This is a genomic window from Thermobispora bispora DSM 43833, from assembly GCF_000092645.1.
In the GTDB taxonomy this organism is placed as follows: Bacteria; Actinomycetota; Actinomycetes; order Streptosporangiales; family Streptosporangiaceae; genus Thermobispora; species Thermobispora bispora.
Genome location: NC_014165.1, coordinates 650,255 through 667,704 on the forward strand (window position 1 = coordinate 650,255; position 17,450 = coordinate 667,704).

The following is a 17,450-nucleotide window of genomic DNA, read 5'->3' on the forward strand; positions in this document are numbered from 1 at the left end:
GAGTGGGGCCCGGCTCCGGTCCGTACGGCACGGCGTCCCGCCGTGGCGCGTCCTCCCGGCGGCCATGGCCCGCGTACGGCGGCCACGACCCTCCACCGGCCTGCCAGGGGTCGCCGTCCGGGCGGCCGGCCTGGTGGAGGTAGGGCGGACGGTGTGTTCGCTGCTCGCCGGGATAACCCATGCGCCCGAGATTAGCCTGGTGCTCCCACCGGTGCGGGAGGGTCAGGAGTAGCCGAAGTCCCCGGTCCACCAGTAGCCGGTGGGGCCGATGCTCACCCCGATGCCGACGGCGACGATCCGGCAGTCCAGCAGGGTGCGGCGGTCGGCCTTGCGGGCCATCCAGCCGGCCACCACGGCCTCGGCGCTCCGGTAGCCGCGGGCGATGGTCTCGGCCGCGCCGTCCGGGTAGTCGGCGGCGGCCATCCGGTCCCAGGCGGTGGTGCCGTCCGACCAGGTGTGGGAGAACCGGCCGCTCGCCGCCATCTGGGCCGCGTGGCGGCGGGCCGACCGGACGAGCCGGGGGTCGAGGCGCAGCCGCCGGCAGCCGTGCGCCACGCGCGCGAGGTTCACCAGCCGGAGCACCTCCCGCTCCAGCTCGGGGTGGCCGGTGGCGTCCCAGTGCGGGCCGTCGGCCTCCTCGCCGGCGGAGTGGGCGTGGACCACGGTCCCGCCGCCGTCCGGCCCGCCGGCCTCGCTGGTCGCCCGCGGGGCGGGCGTCCGGGTCGCCCGGGCGGAGGGCGTGGGCGCCGGGGTGCGGCGGACGGGATCGAGGGGCGGGCGGTCGCCCCACCGCTCGGCCGAACGGGAGGTGTGTTCCGCCACACCGGCGGGAGTGACGGCGGTGGAGGGCTGGGTTTCGGGAAAATGCAGATAGACCTGCTCGCCGCCATTTCCCTCGGCCGCGGTCACCCGGCCGATCACCACTCCGGTGAGCAGCAGTGCGGCAGCGCAGCTCAGCAGCCCCAGGAGGGTGCCCGGCCGGGGCGTCCGCGTGGGCTGCGTGGAGCGAATGGTCTGCCGCATGTTGCAGCCCAATATAAGGAGGTGCGGCATTAGAGGTAAAAGGACTTCTGATACGGATTTGATAGAATCCGGCCTATCGCCGGGCGGCCCTTGCGCGGCCCTGCGGAGCCGCGCGGCGTTTTGACCTGGCGGCGGCAGGCCGGTACCCTGCTTATTCGTTGTGTGTGGATCGGTCTGCCCAAAGACCGGTGCACGGCGCGTCCGGCGTCTTCTCCCATACACGTGGAGACGGAGGTTGTCGCCGTGCCTGCGCAACCTACCGAGTTCCTGAATCCCACAGAGGCACTGCCGTGCGCACGTTCTCACCGAAGTCCAGCGACGTCGAGCGTCGGTGGTGGGTCATCGACGCGACTGACGTTGTGCTCGGCCGGCTGGCCAGCCAAGTAGCCATCCTGCTCCGCGGTAAGCACAAGCCGATCTACGCCCCGCACGTGGACACGGGTGACTTCGTCATCGTCGTCAACGCCGACAAGGTCGCGCTGACGGGTAACAAGCTCACCCAGAAGCGGGCGTACCGTCACTCCGGTTACCCAGGCGGTCTCCGCTCGGTCACCTACGAAGAGCTCATGAAGAAGCGCCCCGACCGAGTGGTGGAGAAGGCGGTCCGGGGCATGCTTCCGAAGAACTCCCTCGGCCGGAAGATGGCGAAGAAGCTGAAGGTCTACGCCGGTCCCGAGCACCCGCACCAGGCGCAGAAGCCGGTGCCCTACCAGATCACCCAGATCGCCCAGTAGCCGCCGAGCCAGGAGAGTTAGAGGAGAACCGTGGCCGAGCCCAGCGGTATCGACACGCTCGTCGCGGGCGAGCCGGAAGGCTACTCCGCTGAGGAGTACCCGTCCCACTACACGACCGAGTCCGCTCCCGCCGACGACAGCGCCGTGCGCAAGCCGGTCATCACCGGCGCCTCGTACGGCACCGGCCGCCGCAAGGAGGCCGTGGCCCGGGTTCGCATCAAGCCGGGCACCGGGCAGTGGACCATCAACGGCCGTTCGCTCGAGTCGTACTTCCCGAACAAGATCCACCAGCACCTCGTCAACGAGCCGTTCGCCGTGCTCGGTGCCGAGGGGGCTTTCGATGTCTTCGTCCGCGTTCACGGCGGTGGGATCTCCGGCCAGGCCGGTGCGATCCGGCTGGGCCTGTCCCGCGCCCTCGCCGCGCTGGACACCGAGGTCAACCGTCCGCCGCTGAAGAAGGCCGGCTTCCTCACCCGTGACGCCCGCGTCGTGGAGCGGAAGAAGTACGGCCTCAAGAAGGCCCGCAAGGCTCCGCAGTACAGCAAGCGGTAAGTTGGGGCGCCTGTTCGGCACCGACGGGGTACGAGGGGTCGCCGGCCGCGATCTCACCGCGGAACTGGCCATGGATCTGGCCGTCGCGGCCGCCAACGTGCTCGGTGATGCCGGGGAGTTGAGCGCCGGTTCCGGGCGGCGTGGCCGCCCGGTGGCGGTCGTGGGCCGGGACTCGCGGGCCTCGGGGGAGTTCCTCGAGGCGGCCGTGGTCGCCGGCCTCGCGTCGTCCGGCGTGGACGTCCTGCGGCTCGGCGTGCTCCCCACCCCCGCGGTCGCGTACCTGACCTCGGCGCTGGGAGCCGACCTCGGGGTCATGCTCTCGGCGTCGCACAACCCCGCGCCGGATAACGGCATCAAGTTCTTCGCGCGGGGCGGCTTCAAGCTGCCCGACGCGGTCGAGGACGAGATCGAGGCCCGGCTCGGGGAGCGGCGCCCCCGTGCGGTCGGCGCCGCCGTCGGCCGCATCCGGGAGGCCTACGGCGAGGCGGAGCGGTACGTCTCCCACCTCCTCGACAGCCTCCCGCACCGGCTCGACGGGTTGCGGATCGTCGTCGACTGCGCGCACGGCGCCGCGCACCTGGTCGCCCCGGAGGCGCTCCGGCGCGCCGGCGCCCAGGTCGAGACCATCGGCGCCTCGCCCGACGGCCTCAACATCAACGACGGCGTCGGGTCGACCCACCTGGAGACGCTGCAGCGGGCCGTGGTGGAACGCGGTGCCGACCTCGGCGTCGCCTACGACGGCGACGCGGACCGGTGCCTCGCGGTCACCGGCGGTGGTGAGCCGGTGGACGGCGACCAGATCTTGGCGATCCTGGCGCTCGCGATGAACGCCGAGGGCCGGCTCGCCAAGGGCACCGTCGTCGCCACGGTCATGTCCAACCTCGGGCTGAAGATCGCGTTGGAGCGGGCCGGCCTGAAGCTGGTGCAGACCGCCGTCGGCGACCGGTACGTGCTCGAGGCCATGCAGGCCAACGGCTACAACCTCGGCGGCGAGCAGTCCGGCCACGTGATCATGCTGGACCACGCCACCACCGGGGACGGCCTCCTCACCTCGCTCCACCTGCTCGCCCGGGTGGCGGCCTCGGGGAGCTCGCTGACCGAGCTCGCCGCGGTGATGACCAGGCTGCCGCAGGTCCTCGTCAACGTGCGCGACGTGGACAAGTCGAAGGCGTCGGCCCCCGAGCTGCGCGAGGCGGTCGCCGAGGCCGAGGCGGAGCTGGGGGAGACCGGCCGGGTGCTGCTCCGGCCGAGCGGGACCGAGCCGATCATCCGGGTGATGGTCGAGGCCGGATCCCAGGAGCACGCCGAGTCGATCGCGCACCGGCTCGCCGAGGTGGTCCGCAAGGTCTGCGGCTGACTCCTCGCCGCCGGGCGCGCCGGCGGCGTGTCCCGGTGGCCTCATGGCTGGGCGGGGGGCCGGTGCTCCATCCGGTGGCCCTTCCGACGATCTGACGTGAAACGCCGAGGGGCGGCCCGGATCCCGGGCCGCCCCTCGGCGTGTCCGCGGTCACCGCATCAGGCGTCCCCGGTGAGGGAGAACGCCCTGAGCCGCCGCGCCGCCCACAGCAGCGCCCCGGCCGTCACGATGACCACCGCGGGCAGGGCCAGGCCGAGGGCGACGTCGCTCTTGACGAAGACCGACGACGAGATCTGGTCGGCGATCGTGTGGGCCCACTGCTGCACGGAGACCCGCCGCGCGCCGGGCACGCGCGGAGCGATCAGGTTCTCCCAGATGAGCACGTAGCCCACCCCGATCGTGATCGCGTGGCGCGTGACGATGCCGAGCGCCAGGAAGACCGCCGTGTACACCACGCCGGCCGCGAGGGCGCCGAGCGCGTAGCCGGCCGTCACGCCGGACTCCATGCCGATGAGCACCCAGGCGGCGGCGACCGTGGGCACCACGGCGAAGGCCACCACGAGCGTGGCCGCGACCGTGAACTTGGTGAACGCGATCACTGCCCGGGGGATCGGCTTGGCGAGCAGGTGCACGATCGTGCCGTCCTCGATCTCCGGGGCGATCACCCCGGTCCCGACGATCAGCGCGATCAGCGGCACCACCGTGCCGATGGCGAACGACCTCAGCATGTTCACCGCCAGCTGCTCGTCCTGCCCGTTGAGCAGCCGGAGCGCGCCGGCCATCAGGAGCAGGAAGACCGGCAGCAGCACCAGCGGCCAGACGCGCTTCCGCCCGAGCATCGCCCGATATGTGATGTTCGCCACTACAGCGTTCATTCGCCTCGCTCCGCACGGCTGGTGATCGTCGGCCGCCTCCCGCCCGCTCCGGAGGCGGCCAGGGTCAGGTGGGGTCCCGCGGACGCCGCGGGACCGGGGTGAGATGCCACGGCGGGCACCCGAGCGCGCGCGGGCCGGACGCCCCGGCCGTGGCGCCCCGGCCGGCCGCGCGCCGCCCGCCCGTCGTACGCCCGCCCTCGGCCGCGGGACGCCGGGCCGCACGACCCCGCCCCCGGCTGCCCGCCCATGGGGAGCCGCCCGAGGTGACGGCTGAGCGGGAGCTCACTCCCGCGAGGGCTCAGCGGGCCGGCTCCCGGCGGGCGGCTCATCGGGTCCCGTCCGAGGGGACGGCTGAGCGGAAGCTCTCCCCGGCGAGGGCTCATCAAGAGCTCCCCGAGGTCAGATAGGCGAAGACGCTCTCCAGGTCCTCGTCGGCGGGGGAGACCTGCCACAGCCGTACGCCGAGGTCGCGGGCGACCTTGGGCAGCAGCGCGGTGAACCGGGAGAAGTCGGCCGTCTGCACCTCGAGGCCGTCGGCGGTCACGGAGACCGCGGTCGAGGACGCGTCCCGGATGAGCGCGGCCGCGAGCAGCCGGTCGTCGCTGGACCGGACGCGGAAGAGGTGCGGCCGGTCGGTCATCCGCCGGCGGATCTCCCGGTGGTCGCCGGAGGCGGCGTGCCGCCCGGCGACGACCACCTCGATCTGCTGGGCGACCCGCTCGACCTCCTCGAGGATGTGCGAGCTGAACAGGACGGTCCGGCCCTCCTCGCCCATGCGGCGGATGAGCTCCATCAGGTGGAGCCGCTGGCGGGGGTCCATGCCGTTGAACGGCTCGTCGAGGAGGAGCACCTGCGGGTCGTGGACGAGCGCGGCCGCCACCTTGATCCGCTGCCGCATGCCCTTGGAGTACGTCTCGATCCGGCGGTCCGCCGCGCCGGTCATCTCGACGAGCTCGATGGCCCGGTGGGCGGCCCCGGCCGGGTCGGGCAGGCGGTGCAGCCGGGCGGCGGAGAGCACGAACTCCCAGCCGGTGAGGAAGCCGTAGACCGCCTCCTTCTCCTGGACCAGCCCGATCCGCCGGTAGACCTCGTGGTTGCGCCAGATGGGCTCCCCGCCCAGGGTGACCGTGCCGGTCGACGGGGCGAGGAAGCCCGCCATCATGTGGACCAGCGTGGACTTGCCGGCGCCGTTGGGGCCGAGCAGCCCGGTGACCCCGGGCCCGATCGTCATGGTGACGTCGTTGACCGCCACCACGTTGCCGTACCAGCGGGAGACGTTGGTGAGCTGGATGACGTTCTGGCCGGTCACGGTGGCCGGGGGCGTGGTCACGGTCATGAGGAGACCACCTTCCGGTAACGCAGGACGAGGGCGGCCCAGGCGACGGCGACCACGGCGATCGTGATCAGCGCGGCCCACGGCCCGGCCGGGTAGCCGCTTCCCACCGGGTCCGCGCCGAACAGGGTCACCTGGACGGCGTCGACGAGGAAGAACGGGTTGGCCATCGACACCCACTCGGCCGCGGTGCGCTCACCGATCTCGCGCAGCAGCCCGGAGGCCACGCCGGAGGCGCCGGCGGTGAAGAGGTAGAAGCCGATCACGGTGGCGACGCCGAGCCCGCGGCGCGGGGTCACCGAGGCGAGCGCCAGCCCGATCGAGGCGAGGACCACCGCGAAGACCAGCGCGCCGGCGAGCGCGCCGAGGTACTCGCCGACCTGCGGTCTGCCGGGGAGGTCCGCGAGCGCCTCACCGAGGAAGAGCAGGGTGATGGGCGCGGCGAAGAGCAGGAACATCGCGGCGGTGAGCGCCGCGACCTTGGCCGCCACGTACCCGGGGACGGTGAGCGGGCGGGACAGGTAGAGCGGCAGGATCCGGTACCGCAGGTCCGGGGCGACGAGGTACGGCGCCTGCGCCGCGAGGAAGATCGCCGCGACCGTCTGCAGCACCACCGTGTATTGGGAGAAGGGGACCATCCGCTCCTGGAACTGGATGGTGAACGCCATGATCGCCGCGGCGGGCAGCACCATGATCCCGAAGAGCGACCAGGGGACGATCTTCGCGCGTGCGGTGCGGCCGAGGCCGAAGGCGCCACGGAGGCTGTGCACGCCGAGGACGACCAGGGAGGCCGTCGTGCTCAGCCGGGCGCCCTCGTAGCGCCGGTAGCCGAGGTCGTGGATGACGGCGGCCGGCTCGGACATCACGCCACCTCCTTCGTGAAGATGTCCTCGATGCGGCCGCGCCGCTGCTCCAGCCGGATCAGCCGCAGGTCGAGGTCGCAGACCGCGTCCCGGACCGCGTCGAAGGTCCGCCCCGGATCGTCCGCGGAGACCTGGACGGCGAGGACCCGGCCGTCCACGGTGACCGCCTCCCCGGCCTCGGCGAGCCGCGCGGCGAGGGCCTGCGCCCCTTCCTCCACCTCGACCGCGACCACGCTGGTCGCCTGGGTGAAGTCGCGGAGCGCCGAGGAGCGCAGCAGCCGCCCGCCGTCGATGACGATCACGTGGTCGCAGATCCGCTCCAGTTCCCCGAGCAGGTGCGAGGTGACGAGCACGCTGATGCCGAACTCGGAGCCGATCCGCCGGATCAGCGTGAGCATCTCGTCGCGGCCCCGGGGGTCGAGGCCGTTGGTGGGCTCGTCGAGGAAGACCAGCCGGGGGTCGTGCACCAGCGCCTGGGCGAGCTTCACCCGCTGGCGCATGCCGGTGGAGTACTCCCCGATGGCCCGGTACCGCTCCTCGTGCAGCCCGACGTGCCGGAGGGTGTCGGCGGCGCGCTCCCGGGCCGCCGCGTACGGCAGGCCGGACATGCGGGCCATGTGCACGACGAACTCCGTGGCCGACACGTCCGGCGGCAGGCAGTCGTGCTCGGGCATGTAGCCCACCACCTGCCGGATCCGCGGGCCCTGGGTAGCCGTGTCCATGCCGAGCACACTCGCCCGGCCGGAGGTCGGGCGGACCAGGCCGAGAAGGATCTTGATGAGCGTGGACTTCCCGGCCCCGTTCGCCCCGACGAGGCCGACCACTCCGGGGGGAGCCGAGACGGTGAGGCCGGACAGGGCGGTGACCTTGGGGTAGCGCTTGGTCAGCCCGTCGGTCTCGAAGATCGGGGGCTCGCTGCGTGCCATGAGCCGCACCCTACCGGCCCGTAACCCGGCGCGGTCTCCTCCACCGGCAGGAGGTCGGGGTCGGACCAGGGGATGCCCGGATTCGACCCTGGTATGACCCGGGCATGCCCCGGAGGCTCAGGTACGGCGGAGCCGTACCCGCCGGACGGTGTGGTCGGGCCCCTTCATCAGCACCAGGTCGGCGCGGGCGCGGGTGGGGGCGATGTTCTCGATGAGGTTGCGCTCGTTGATCTCCCGCCAGACCTTCTCGGCGAACTTCGTCGCCTCCTCGTAGGAGAGGTCGGCGATGTGCCGGAAGTACGACTTCGGGTCGGAGAACGCGGTGCGGCGGAGCTTGTGGAACCGCTCGATGTACCAGCGGCGGATGTCCTCCACCCGGGCGTCCACATAGATCGAGAAGTCGAAGAAGTCGCAGACCGCGAGCGTGGTCGGCCCCGCGGGCTGGAGCACGTTGAGGCCCTCGATGATGAGGATGTCCGGCCGGCGCACCACCTGCACGGCCCCCGGCACGATGTCGTACTCCAGGTGGCTGTAGACCGGGACCTCCATGTAGGGGACGCCCGCCTTCACGTTCGCCACGAAGCGGACCAGCGCCCGCCGGTCGTAGCTCTCCGGGAACCCCTTCCGGTGCATGAGCCCGCGCTCTTCGAGCACCTTGTTCGGGTAGAGGAAGCTGTCCGTGGTGACCAGCTCCACCCGCGGGTGCTCCGGCCAGCGCGCGAGCAGCGTGTGCAGCAGGCGCGCCGTGGTCGACTTGCCCACCGCCACGCTCCCGGCGATGCCGAGCACGTACGGCACGGGCTGGGCCTTCTCCCCGAGGAAGGCGCCGACCGCGGCGTTCCGTTGCCGGGAGCCGGTGAAGTGGAGGTTGAGCAGCCGGGTGAGCGGAAGGTAGATGTCGGTGACCTCGGTGAGGTCGATCGGGTCCTCGACGCCGCGGAGCTCCTCGAGCTCCTCCTCGGTCAGGGTCAGCGGCGTGTTCTTGCGCAGCCGCCGCCACTGTTCGCGGTCGAGTTCCACATATGCGTCGCCTTGCGCCACATCGGCCAGCGTACTCACCACGATCCGGTGGCCCCGGGCGGGGTCGCCGTGCACAGCCTGTGGATGAAAATCGATGGATTACCCGGCCGCCGGAGCGGGAACACTAAGCTCCCTGGTGTGATCATCGGCATCGGCGTCGACCTGGTCGACGTGGCACGGCTCCGGCGGTCGCTCGAGCGGACCCCCGGGCTGCGCCGCCGGCTGTTCACCGAAGCCGAGGCCGACCTGCCGGTGGAGTCGCTCGCCGCCCGGTTCGCCGCCAAGGAGGCGGTGGCCAAGGCGCTCGGCGCGCCGCCCGGGCTGCGCCACCGCGACGCCGAGGTCGTCACGGGCGCCCACGGCAGGCCCGTCCTCCGGGTCACCGGCCGGGCCGCCGAGGTGGCGCGCGAGCTCGGGGTGGACCGGTGGCACCTGTCCCTCGCCCACGACGGCGGGCTGGCGATCGCCTACGTGATCGCCGAGTCGGCCGAAAGGTGATCGATTTCGCGGCCCCGGGCGGCTACCGTCGGACCCATGCGGACCGCGTACACCTCCGACCAGATCCGGGCCGCGGAAGCGGCGCTGATGGCGCGGCTGCCCGAGGGCACGCTCATGGCGCGGGCGGCCGCGGGGCTCGCCTCGGTCTGCGCCGGGATGCTCACCGCCTCGGCCGGCAAGGTCTACGGCTCCCGCGTCACGCTGCTCATCGGCAGCGGGGACAACGGCGGGGACGCCCTGTACGCCGGGGCCCGGCTCGCCCGGCGGGGCGCCCGGGTGGTGGCCGTGCTCGCCGGATCCCGCGCACACCCCGGCGGCCGGGCCGCGCTGCTCGGGGCCGGCGGCCGGGTGGTGGCGTACGAGGAGGCGCTGGCGCGCGATCTGATCATCGAGGCCGACCTCGTCGTCGACGGCCTGGTCGGCATCGGCGGCGCCGGGGCGCTGCGCGAGCCGTACGCGACGCTCGCCCGGCTCTGCGCCGACGCCCACCGCGTCGTCGCGGTGGACGTGCCGAGCGGGGTGGACGCCAGCAGCGGGCGGGTGGACGGGCCGGCGGTGCGCGCGCACGTGACCGTCACCTTCGGCGCGTACAAGAACGGCCTGCTGATCGACCCGGGGGCCTCCCACGCCGGGCGGGTGGAGCTGGTCGACATCGGGCTCGGGCCGTACCTGCCCGATCCGGACGTGGTCGCGCTCACCGGCCCGGACGTCGCCGACCTGCTGCCCCGGCCGATCGAGGAGACCGACAAGTACCGGCGGGGCGTGGTCGGGATCGTGGCGGGGAGCGACCGCTTCACCGGGGCCGCCGTGCTCTGCGTGGCCGGGGCGCTCCGCGCCGGGGTGGGCATGGTCCGCTTCGCGAGCACGGCCGAGCCGGTCCGGTACGTCCGCACCCGGTGGCCCGAGGCGGTGACGACCGTTCTCGACGGCACGGAGCCGGACCCGGTCGGGAAGATCGGGCGCGTCCAGGCGTGGGTGCTCGGGCCCGGCATGGGGACGGACGAGCGGGCGCACGCCCTCGCCCGGGCCGTGCTCGCCACCGACGAGCCGGTGATCGTGGACGCCGACGGCGTGACGCTCGCCGCGCGGGACCCCTCCCTGCTCCGCCGGTCCGCCCCGACCGTGATCACACCGCACGCCGGGGAGCTCTCCCGCCTGCTGGGCGTGCCGCGCGACCGGATCGAGGCCCGGAAGCTGGAGCACGCCCGGCGGGCCGCGGCCGAGCTCGGGGTCACCGTGCTGCTCAAGGGGATGACCACGCTGGTGGCCGAGGAGGACCGGCCGGTCCGGGTGAACACCACCGGCACGCCGTGGCTCGCCACCGGCGGCACCGGCGACGTGCTCTCCGGGATCATCGGGGCGCTGCTCTCCGCCGGTCTGCCCGGGTACGAGGCCGCCTCCTGCGGGGCCTACCTCCACGGCCGCGCCGCGCTGCTCGCCGTCCACGGCGGTGCCGAGGCCGGCGCCGAAGGCCCGATCGCCGCGCTCGATGTGGCCGAGGCGCTGCCCGAGGCGATCCGTACCCTGTAAACACCTGCGCCGATCCGGGCATACGGATGGCGCCGGTCATGCGCGGCAACTGACACACTGGTTGGATGGACGTCTTGACGGTGCCTCCGGTGACGCATGCGCAGGCGCGCGTTGATCTCGCCGCCGTGCGGCACAACGTGTCCCTGCTGGCGGAACATGCCGGCGGGGCCGAGCTGATGGCGGTGGTCAAGGCCGACGGTTACGGCCACGGCGCCGTGCCGGTCGCCCGGACGTGCGTGGCGGCGGGTGCGGCACGGATCGGCACCGCCCTGGTCACCGAGGCGATCGCGCTGCGGGACGCCGGGATCACCGCCCCGATCCTGGCCTGGATCTTCACTCCGGGCGAGCGGCCGGACGAGGCCCTGCGGCGGGACATCGAGCTCTCCGCGGGCGCGCTCTGGGCGATCGACGAGATCGCCGCCGCGGCCCGCCGGACCGGGCGGACCGCGAAGGTCCACCTCAAGGTGGACACCGGCATGTCCCGGGCCGGGGCCACGCTCGACGACTGGCCGGCCCTGCTCCAGCACGCGCTCGCCGTCCAGGCCGAGGGGTCGATCGAGATCACCGGGATCTGGTCGCACCTGGCGTGCGCGGACACCCCCGAGAACCCGGTGAACGAGCGCCAGCTCGCCGTCTTCGACCAGGCGCTCCGCATCGCCGACAAGGCGGGCGTCTCCAGCGGGGTCATCCGGCACATCGCCAACTCGGCCGCGACCCTGACGCTGCCCGCCGCCCGGTACGACATGGTCCGCCCGGGTATCGCGATCTACGGCCTGAGCCCGGCGCCCCGGCACGGCGATTTCGGGCTGCGCCCGGCGATGACCCTCGTCGCCCGGCTCAGCTCGGTGAAGCGGGTGGCCGCCGGGGCGGGCGTCTCCTACGGCCACACCTACGTCGCCGAGCGGGCGACCACGCTCGGCATCGTCCCGCTCGGCTACGCGGACGGGATCATGCGCGCCGGCTCGAACCGTCTCGAGGTGCTCGCGGCCGGCCGGCGGCGCCGGATCGCGGGCCGGGTGTGCATGGACCAGTTCGCCATCGACCTCGGTGACGACCCGGCAGAGCCGGGGGACGAGGTGATCCTCTTCGGGCCCGGGGACCACGGGGAGCCGACCTGCCAGGAGTGGGCGGACCAACTGGGCACGATCACCTATGAGATCGTGACGAAGATCGGCGGCCGCGTGCCCCGCATCCACATCGGAGGGCGCTGAGCCGCGGCTGGCGAGGAGAGCAGAGGATGAGCACACGTCGCAGGGTCGGACTCGCCGGGGCGATCGTCGGGGCCGCCTCCGCCGGGGCGGCCATGGCCACCCTGGCGAAGAAGTACACCGTCGGCCGGATCCGGCTGCGGCCTGACCTGGAGGCGAGCGAGCCGTTCGGCGAGCTGCGCGGGCGCCCGGTCACGGTGACCGCCTCCGACGGCCTGAGGCTCTACGCCGAGGTCGACGGCGCCGAGGACGCCCCGCTCACCATCGTGCTGTGCCACGGCTACTGCCTCTCCATGGACTCCTGGCACTACCAGCGGCGCGAGCTGCGGGAGACCCACCGGCTCGTGCTGTGGGACCAGCGGTGCCACGGCCGGTCCGAGCGGGCGCGGTCCCGCGACTGCTCGATCGACCGGCTCGGCGAGGACCTCGCCGCCGTGCTGGACGAGCTGGTGCCCGGGCCGTGCGTGCTCGTGGGGCACTCCATGGGCGGGATGACGATCATGGCGCTCGCCGAGCGGCGGCCGGAGCTGTTCGGCGCCAAGATCCGCGGGGTGGCGCTGCTCTCCACCTCCGCGGGGAGGCTGGCCGAGGTCACGCTCGGCCTGCCCGCCCTGCTGTCCAAGCTCGTGCACGTGATCCTGCCGCCGGCCGTCACCCTCATGCGGGTGAGCGGCGCCCTGGTCGACCGGGGCCGGGCGGCCGGAACGGACCTGTCCTTCCTCGCCCTGCGCCACCTCGCGTTCGGCGACCCGAAGAACGTGAGCCCGACCGTGGTGGACTTCGTCGAGTCGATGATCCGGGCCACGCCGTCGGAGGTGATCGCCGACTTCTACCCGGCGCTGATGTCGCACGACAAGCTGACCTCGCTCGACGTGCTGAACAAGGTGCACACCTCGATCATCGTGGGCGACCGCGACTGGCTCACCCCGCCGGACCACAGCAAGGCGATCGCGGAGGCCGTGTCCACCGCGCGGCTCACCATCATCCCGGACACCTCGCACCTCGCCCAGCTCGAACGGCCGGACGCGGTCAACGCGGCACTGCGCGAGCTGCTCGAGCGCGTGGAGAGGGGGACGTCGTGACCATGGCAGAACTCCGGGCGGCGACCGCCGACGAGACCCGGGCGGTCGGCGCCCGGCTCGCCGCCCTGCTCCGCCCCGGCGACCTGGTCGTGCTCAGCGGGCCGCTCGGGGCGGGCAAGACCACACTGGTGCAGGGCATCGGTGAAGGGCTCAAGGTCCGCGGGCCGATCACCTCGCCCACCTTCGTGATCGCCCGGGTCCATCCGTCGCTCTGCGGCGGGCCGCCGCTGGTGCACGTGGACGCCTACCGGATCGGCGACGTGTCCGAGATCGACGACCTCGACCTCGACGCCTCGCTCGAGGAGTCGGTGACCGTGGTCGAGTGGGGTGAAGGGCTCGTCGACGGGCTCGCCGAGGACCGGCTGGAGGTGCGCATCGAGCGCGGGCCGGAGGGCGAGGAACGGGTGATCCGGCTCTCCTCCCACGGTCCCCGGTGGGCCGGGGTCTCGCTCCCGGGCGGCTGATCCCGGGCGGGTCCCGGCGCAAGGGTGCTCATGCCCCGCCGCTGCGCCGAGCCGTACGGCTTCGCGGGCAGGTCCGGCGCCGGGGTGATCGGGCGCACCCACCTCCCTCCCCGGCACGGGCCGATCCCGGGGCGGCGTGCCCGCCCTCACGCGCGCCCGACTCCCTCCCGGGCAACGGGCCGGCCCCGGAGCGCGCGTCCGCCCTCACCCGGAGGCCCCGGCTCCTCCCGGGCAACGGGCCGGTCGCGGAGAGCCGCGCCGCCCGGTCCCGGAAAACTCACTGTCCATAAACGATCAATCGCCATAGATTGGCGTTGATGCGCAGTGGACGGACCGGCCAGGAGGGGTGGCCAGTGATCAAGCTCGCCCGAGTCGCCGCGGCCGGAGCCCTGCTGCTCGCCCCGCTCGGGTGCTCGGCGGCGGCGGACACGGCGGGCTCCACTCCCGCAGCCCCCGCCACGCCCTCGCCCGAGCAGACCGCGGCGCGCCAGGACGTCCCCGTCGAGCTGCGCCCGTCCCGGCTCACCGGCGGCGAGACGAAGAGCGTCCGGATCACCGCCCGCTGCCCGCTCCCGAGCGGCGGCACCGAGTACCGGGCGATCGTGCGCTCCGAGGCGTTCACCGGCCTGGTCTCGCTCCTCCCGCCCGCGTCCACCGCCACGCCCGCGGTGCCCGAGCTCACCGGCACCGCGCTCATCAAGGCCGACGCCGAGCCCGGCCGGTACCGGGTCGAGGTGCGCTGCGAGGCGACCAACGACACCGGCACCGCGACGCTCACCATCCTCCGCCCCACCCCCGCCCCGGCCACGACGTACCCGACCAAGGCCCCCCGGGCGGGCGGCGGTGGCACGGCCGCGGGCGGCCCGGCGGAGGGCTCCGGCCCGGGCGTGGTCACCACGGCGGCGGTGCTGCTCGGCGCGGCGGCGGTCGGCGTCCTGGCGGCGAGACGGCGCTCGGGGACCTGACCCGTGGCGGTCTCGTTCAAGTGGGTGGTCACCGCCGGGGTCGTCACCGGGCTGGTGCTCGCCTCCCTGAGCGAACGCGGGGCCGAGCCGGACCGGCCGGCGGTCGTGCCGAAGCGCCTCGAGATCCCCGCGCTCGACCTCTCCGCGCCCCTGATGCGGCTGGGGCTCACCCGCGACGGCGAGGTCGAGCTGCCGCCGTTCGAACGGCCCGAGGCGGCCGGGTGGTTCACCGGGAGCGCCGTCCCGGGTGATCCCGGCGCCTCGGTGATCATCGGGCACGTCGACACCAAGACCGAGCCGGCCGTGTTCTACCGGCTGCACCGGCTGCGCAAGGGCGACCTGGTGAAGGTGGTCCGCAGCGACGGCAAGGTGGCGCGGTACCGGGTCGACGCCGTGGAACGCGTGCCCAAGGAGCGCTTCCCGGCGAAGCGGGTCTACACCGGGGACGGGCTCCGGCTGATCACCTGTGGCGGCGTGTTCGACCGCCGCAGCCGCGAGTACCGGGACAACGTGATCGTCTACGCGTCCGCGGCCCGCTGACGGCGAGCGGCGTTCCGCGCAGCGGCTACGCTGACGTTCGTGCTTGTCTTGGCCTTCGACACCGCCACGCCCGCGGTGACCGCCGCGCTCCACGACGGCCGGGGCGTGGTGGCCGAGTCGACCACGATCGACGCCCGCCGGCACGGTGAGCTCCTCGCCCCCGCCATCGAGGAGGTGCTGCGGAAGGCCGGTGTGACGTTCCGGGACGTCACCGTGGTCGTCGCCGGGGCCGGGCCCGGGCCGTACACAGGGCTGCGGGTCGGCCTGGTGACCGCCACCGCGCTCGCCATGGCGCTCGGCGTGCCGGCCCTTGGCGTGTGCACGCTCGACGCGCTCGCCTACGCGGCCGACCTGCCGGGACCGTTCCTCGTCGCCACCGACGCCCGGCGCAAGGAGGTCTTCTGGGCGCGCTACGCCGACCGCCGGACCCGGGTCGCCGGGCCGTACGTGGACCGGCCGCACGCCCTCCCCGGCGAGCTGCCCGTGGTCGGCGCCGGCGGCCGGCTCTACGCGGAGACGATCGGCCCCGAGCGGATCACCGGGCCGGAGTACCCGTCGGCCGGGGCGCTCGCCGCACTCGCCGCGGAGCACCTCGCCACGCTGACCCCCGAGGAGGTGGCGCGGCTCGCCCGGGTGCCCGAAGGGCGGGTCGACTCGGTGGAGCAGGCGGGTGAGCTCGGCGTGCTGGGACCCGCCCGGCCCATCTACCTGCGCCGCCCGGACGCCCGGGTGCCGGGCGCGCCGAAGAGGGTGACCCGATGACCGGAGGAGCGGAGCGCGGCCTGATGCCCGCCGTGCTGCGCCAGATGACGGTCGACGACCTGCCGGCCGTCATGGAGATCGAGCGGAGCACGTTCCCGTTCGACGCGTGGACCGAGGGGATGATGCGCGGCGAGCTCGCCGACCAGCCGCGCACCCGCCACTACCTCGTCGCCGAGGCCGACGGGCGGATCGTCGGGTACGCGGGCCTCGCCGTCGCCGCAGACCAGGCGGACGTCCAGACGATCGCGGTCGACGAGCGATACCGCCGCCGGGGCATCGGCGCCGCGCTGCTGGAGGCGCTGCTCGCCGAGGCGGCCCGGCGCGGCGCGACCGCGGTCTTCCTCGAGGTGCGGGCGGACAACGCACCCGCCCAGGCGATGTACGAGCGGTTCGGCTTCGAGCGGATCGGCCTCCGGCGGCGCTACTACCACGACGGCACCGACGCGATCACGATGGTGAAGCGGCTGGACGAACGGGAGGGGCGGTGGCCATGAGCAGACCGGACGAGCCGATCGTCCTGGGGATCGAGACCTCCTGTGACGAGACGGGCGTGGGCATCGTGCGGGGCCGTGCGCTGCTCGCCAACGCGATCGCCTCGAGCGTGGACGAGCACGCCCGGTTCGGCGGCGTGGTGCCCGAGGTCGCCTCGCGCGCCCACCTGGAGGCGATCGGGCCGACCGTGGAGCGGGCCCTCGCCCAGGCGAACCTGCGGCTGTCGGACATCGACGCCGTCGCGGTCACGGCCGGGCCGGGCCTCGCGGGCGCGCTGCTCGTCGGCGTGGCCGCGGCCAAGGCGTACGCGATGGGGCTCGGCGTCCCGCTCTACGGCGTCAACCACCTCGCCGCCCACGTCGCCGTCGACCAGCTCGAGCACGGCCCGCTGCCCAAGCCGTGCGTGGCGCTGCTCGTCTCGGGCGGCCACTCGTCCCTGCTGCTCGTGCCGGACGTGGCGACCGAGGTGATCGAGCTCGGCTCGACCGTGGACGACGCGGCCGGGGAGGCGTTCGACAAGGTCGCCCGGCTGCTCGGCCTGCCGTTCCCCGGCGGCCCGCACATCGACCGCACCGCGGCCGAGGGCTCGGCCACCGCGATCGGCTTCCCGAGGGGCAAGTACGACGACGGCACCCTCGACTTCTCGTTCTCCGGGCTGAAGACGGCGGTGGCCAGGTGGATCGAGGCGCGGCAGGCGGCCGGCGAATCGATCCCGGTCGCCGACGTGGCGGCCTCGTTCCAGGAGGCGGTCGTCGACGTGCTCACCCGCAAGGCCGTGCAGGCCTGCGAGCGGCACGGGGTGAAGGACCTGCTGATCGGCGGCGGGGTGGCGGCGAACTCGCGGCTGCGGGCCCTGGCCGAGGAGCGGTGCGCCGCCGCGGGCGTGCGGCTGCGCGTGCCGCGGCCCGGGCTGTGCACGGACAACGGCGCGATGGTCGCCGCGCTCGGCGCCGACCTCATCGCGGCCGGGGTGGAGCCGTCCTCGCTCGACATGCCGGCGGATTCGTCCCTGCCGATCACCGTGGTGCACGCCTGACGGGTCCGGCGGCCCGCGGGCTCCGGATCCGTGGCGGCCGGTGGCCGCGTCGCGGGCGGCGCGGCCGCCGCTCCCTGACGGCGGTGGCGTTCCGGCATGGGGCCGCCCTCGGCGGCGGAGGCGTGCCTAAGAGAGAGCCGCCCGGTGGCCGCCGGCGTGCCAGAGGGCGCCGTCCGATCGCCGTGGCCGG

The 17,450-nt window shown here is 73.9% G+C and carries 19 protein-coding genes; 13 read left to right on the top strand and 6 right to left on the bottom strand.

Annotated features, from left to right (window positions below):
* Positions 1 to 222 precede the first annotated feature (222 nt).
* Positions 223 to 1,023 carry a CAP domain-containing protein gene (locus TBIS_RS18015; RefSeq protein ID WP_158306171.1) on the bottom strand — a complete coding sequence of 267 codons (801 nt, stop codon included), beginning with the start codon at positions 1,021 to 1,023 and terminating at the stop codon, positions 223 to 225.
* Positions 1,024 to 1,313: 290 nt separating this feature from the next.
* Here TBIS_RS18015 and rplM point away from each other — a divergent pair, with 290 nt between their 5' ends.
* The 3 genes from rplM to glmM are packed head-to-tail and all read left to right on the top strand — an operon-like array spanning position 1,314 to position 3,666.
* Entirely contained in the window at positions 1,314 to 1,757 is a 444-nt protein-coding gene (gene rplM / locus TBIS_RS02990; protein WP_013130859.1) for a 50S ribosomal protein L13, read from the top strand.
* 30 nt (positions 1,758 to 1,787) lie between these two features.
* A complete protein-coding gene (gene rpsI, locus TBIS_RS02995; RefSeq protein ID WP_013130860.1) occupies positions 1,788 to 2,309 on the top strand; it encodes a 30S ribosomal protein S9 in 522 nt (173 codons plus the stop codon).
* Position 2,310: 1 nt separating this feature from the next.
* Positions 2,311 to 3,666, top strand: coding sequence for a phosphoglucosamine mutase (glmM, locus tag TBIS_RS03000; protein WP_013130861.1), 1,356 nt, complete (start codon positions 2,311 to 2,313; stop codon positions 3,664 to 3,666).
* A 158-nt stretch (positions 3,667 to 3,824) separates the two neighbouring features.
* On the opposite strand, the gene TBIS_RS03005 is transcribed toward glmM, so the two are convergent.
* The 5 genes from TBIS_RS03005 to coaA all read right to left on the bottom strand — a co-directional run bounded on the left by TBIS_RS03005 (position 3,825) and on the right by coaA (position 8,683).
* Positions 3,825 to 4,541, bottom strand: a complete 717-nt coding sequence (locus tag TBIS_RS03005; protein WP_013130862.1) for an ABC transporter permease — start codon at positions 4,539 to 4,541, stop codon at positions 3,825 to 3,827.
* Positions 4,542 to 4,923: 382 nt separating this feature from the next.
* Complete coding sequence (locus tag TBIS_RS03010; RefSeq protein WP_013130863.1) at positions 4,924 to 5,877, bottom strand: ABC transporter ATP-binding protein; 954 nt, start codon at positions 5,875 to 5,877, stop codon at positions 4,924 to 4,926.
* Positions 5,874 to 6,737, bottom strand: a complete 864-nt coding sequence (locus TBIS_RS03015; protein ID WP_013130864.1) for a hypothetical protein — start codon at positions 6,735 to 6,737, stop codon at positions 5,874 to 5,876. The genes TBIS_RS03010 and TBIS_RS03015 overlap by 4 nt, the downstream gene beginning before the upstream one ends.
* A complete protein-coding gene (locus TBIS_RS03020; RefSeq protein ID WP_013130865.1) occupies positions 6,737 to 7,663 on the bottom strand; it encodes an ABC transporter ATP-binding protein in 927 nt (308 codons plus the stop codon). Before TBIS_RS03020 ends, TBIS_RS03015 begins: the two co-directional genes overlap by 1 nt.
* A 117-nt stretch (positions 7,664 to 7,780) precedes the next feature.
* The gene (coaA, locus tag TBIS_RS03025) at positions 7,781 to 8,683 is read right to left on the bottom strand and encodes a type I pantothenate kinase (RefSeq protein ID WP_050760418.1); all 903 of its coding nucleotides are present in this window, start codon (positions 8,681 to 8,683) and stop codon (positions 7,781 to 7,783) included.
* 138 nt (positions 8,684 to 8,821) lie between these two features.
* Here coaA and TBIS_RS03030 point away from each other — a divergent pair, with 138 nt between their 5' ends.
* The 10 genes from TBIS_RS03030 (at position 8,822) to tsaD (ending at position 17,260) form a co-directional block, all read left to right on the top strand.
* Positions 8,822 to 9,181 (top strand): holo-ACP synthase, encoded by a 360-nt coding sequence (locus TBIS_RS03030; RefSeq protein ID WP_013130867.1) that lies wholly within the window; start codon positions 8,822 to 8,824, stop codon positions 9,179 to 9,181.
* Between the two features lie 36 nt (positions 9,182 to 9,217).
* Positions 9,218 to 10,711, top strand: coding sequence for a bifunctional ADP-dependent NAD(P)H-hydrate dehydratase/NAD(P)H-hydrate epimerase (locus TBIS_RS03035; protein WP_013130868.1), 1,494 nt, complete (start codon positions 9,218 to 9,220; stop codon positions 10,709 to 10,711).
* Between the two features lie 65 nt (positions 10,712 to 10,776).
* Entirely contained in the window at positions 10,777 to 11,922 is a 1,146-nt protein-coding gene (alr, locus tag TBIS_RS03040; RefSeq protein WP_013130869.1) for an alanine racemase, read from the top strand.
* 26 nt (positions 11,923 to 11,948) lie between these two features.
* Positions 11,949 to 13,001 (top strand): alpha/beta fold hydrolase, encoded by a 1,053-nt coding sequence (locus TBIS_RS03045; protein ID WP_013130870.1) that lies wholly within the window; start codon positions 11,949 to 11,951, stop codon positions 12,999 to 13,001.
* A gap of 2 nt (positions 13,002 to 13,003) precedes the next feature.
* Complete coding sequence (tsaE, locus tag TBIS_RS03050) at positions 13,004 to 13,465, top strand: tRNA (adenosine(37)-N6)-threonylcarbamoyltransferase complex ATPase subunit type 1 TsaE (protein ID WP_013130871.1); 462 nt, start codon at positions 13,004 to 13,006, stop codon at positions 13,463 to 13,465.
* A gap of 317 nt (positions 13,466 to 13,782) precedes the next feature.
* Positions 13,783 to 14,430 carry a hypothetical protein gene (locus TBIS_RS18020; protein WP_148231439.1) on the top strand — a complete coding sequence of 216 codons (648 nt, stop codon included), beginning with the start codon at positions 13,783 to 13,785 and terminating at the stop codon, positions 14,428 to 14,430.
* A gap of 3 nt (positions 14,431 to 14,433) precedes the next feature.
* Positions 14,434 to 14,970, top strand: coding sequence for a class F sortase (locus TBIS_RS03060; RefSeq protein WP_013130873.1), 537 nt, complete (start codon positions 14,434 to 14,436; stop codon positions 14,968 to 14,970).
* Between the two features lie 39 nt (positions 14,971 to 15,009).
* Complete coding sequence (tsaB, locus tag TBIS_RS03065) at positions 15,010 to 15,732, top strand: tRNA (adenosine(37)-N6)-threonylcarbamoyltransferase complex dimerization subunit type 1 TsaB (RefSeq protein WP_013130874.1); 723 nt, start codon at positions 15,010 to 15,012, stop codon at positions 15,730 to 15,732.
* On the top strand, positions 15,729 to 16,226 hold the full coding sequence (gene rimI / locus TBIS_RS03070) for a ribosomal protein S18-alanine N-acetyltransferase (protein ID WP_013130875.1): 498 nt from the start codon (positions 15,729 to 15,731) through the stop codon (positions 16,224 to 16,226). The genes tsaB and rimI overlap by 4 nt, the downstream gene beginning before the upstream one ends.
* On the top strand, positions 16,223 to 17,260 hold the full coding sequence (gene tsaD, locus TBIS_RS03075; protein ID WP_013130876.1) for a tRNA (adenosine(37)-N6)-threonylcarbamoyltransferase complex transferase subunit TsaD: 1,038 nt from the start codon (positions 16,223 to 16,225) through the stop codon (positions 17,258 to 17,260). The genes rimI and tsaD overlap by 4 nt, the downstream gene beginning before the upstream one ends.
* Positions 17,261 to 17,450: the final 190 nt, after the last annotated feature.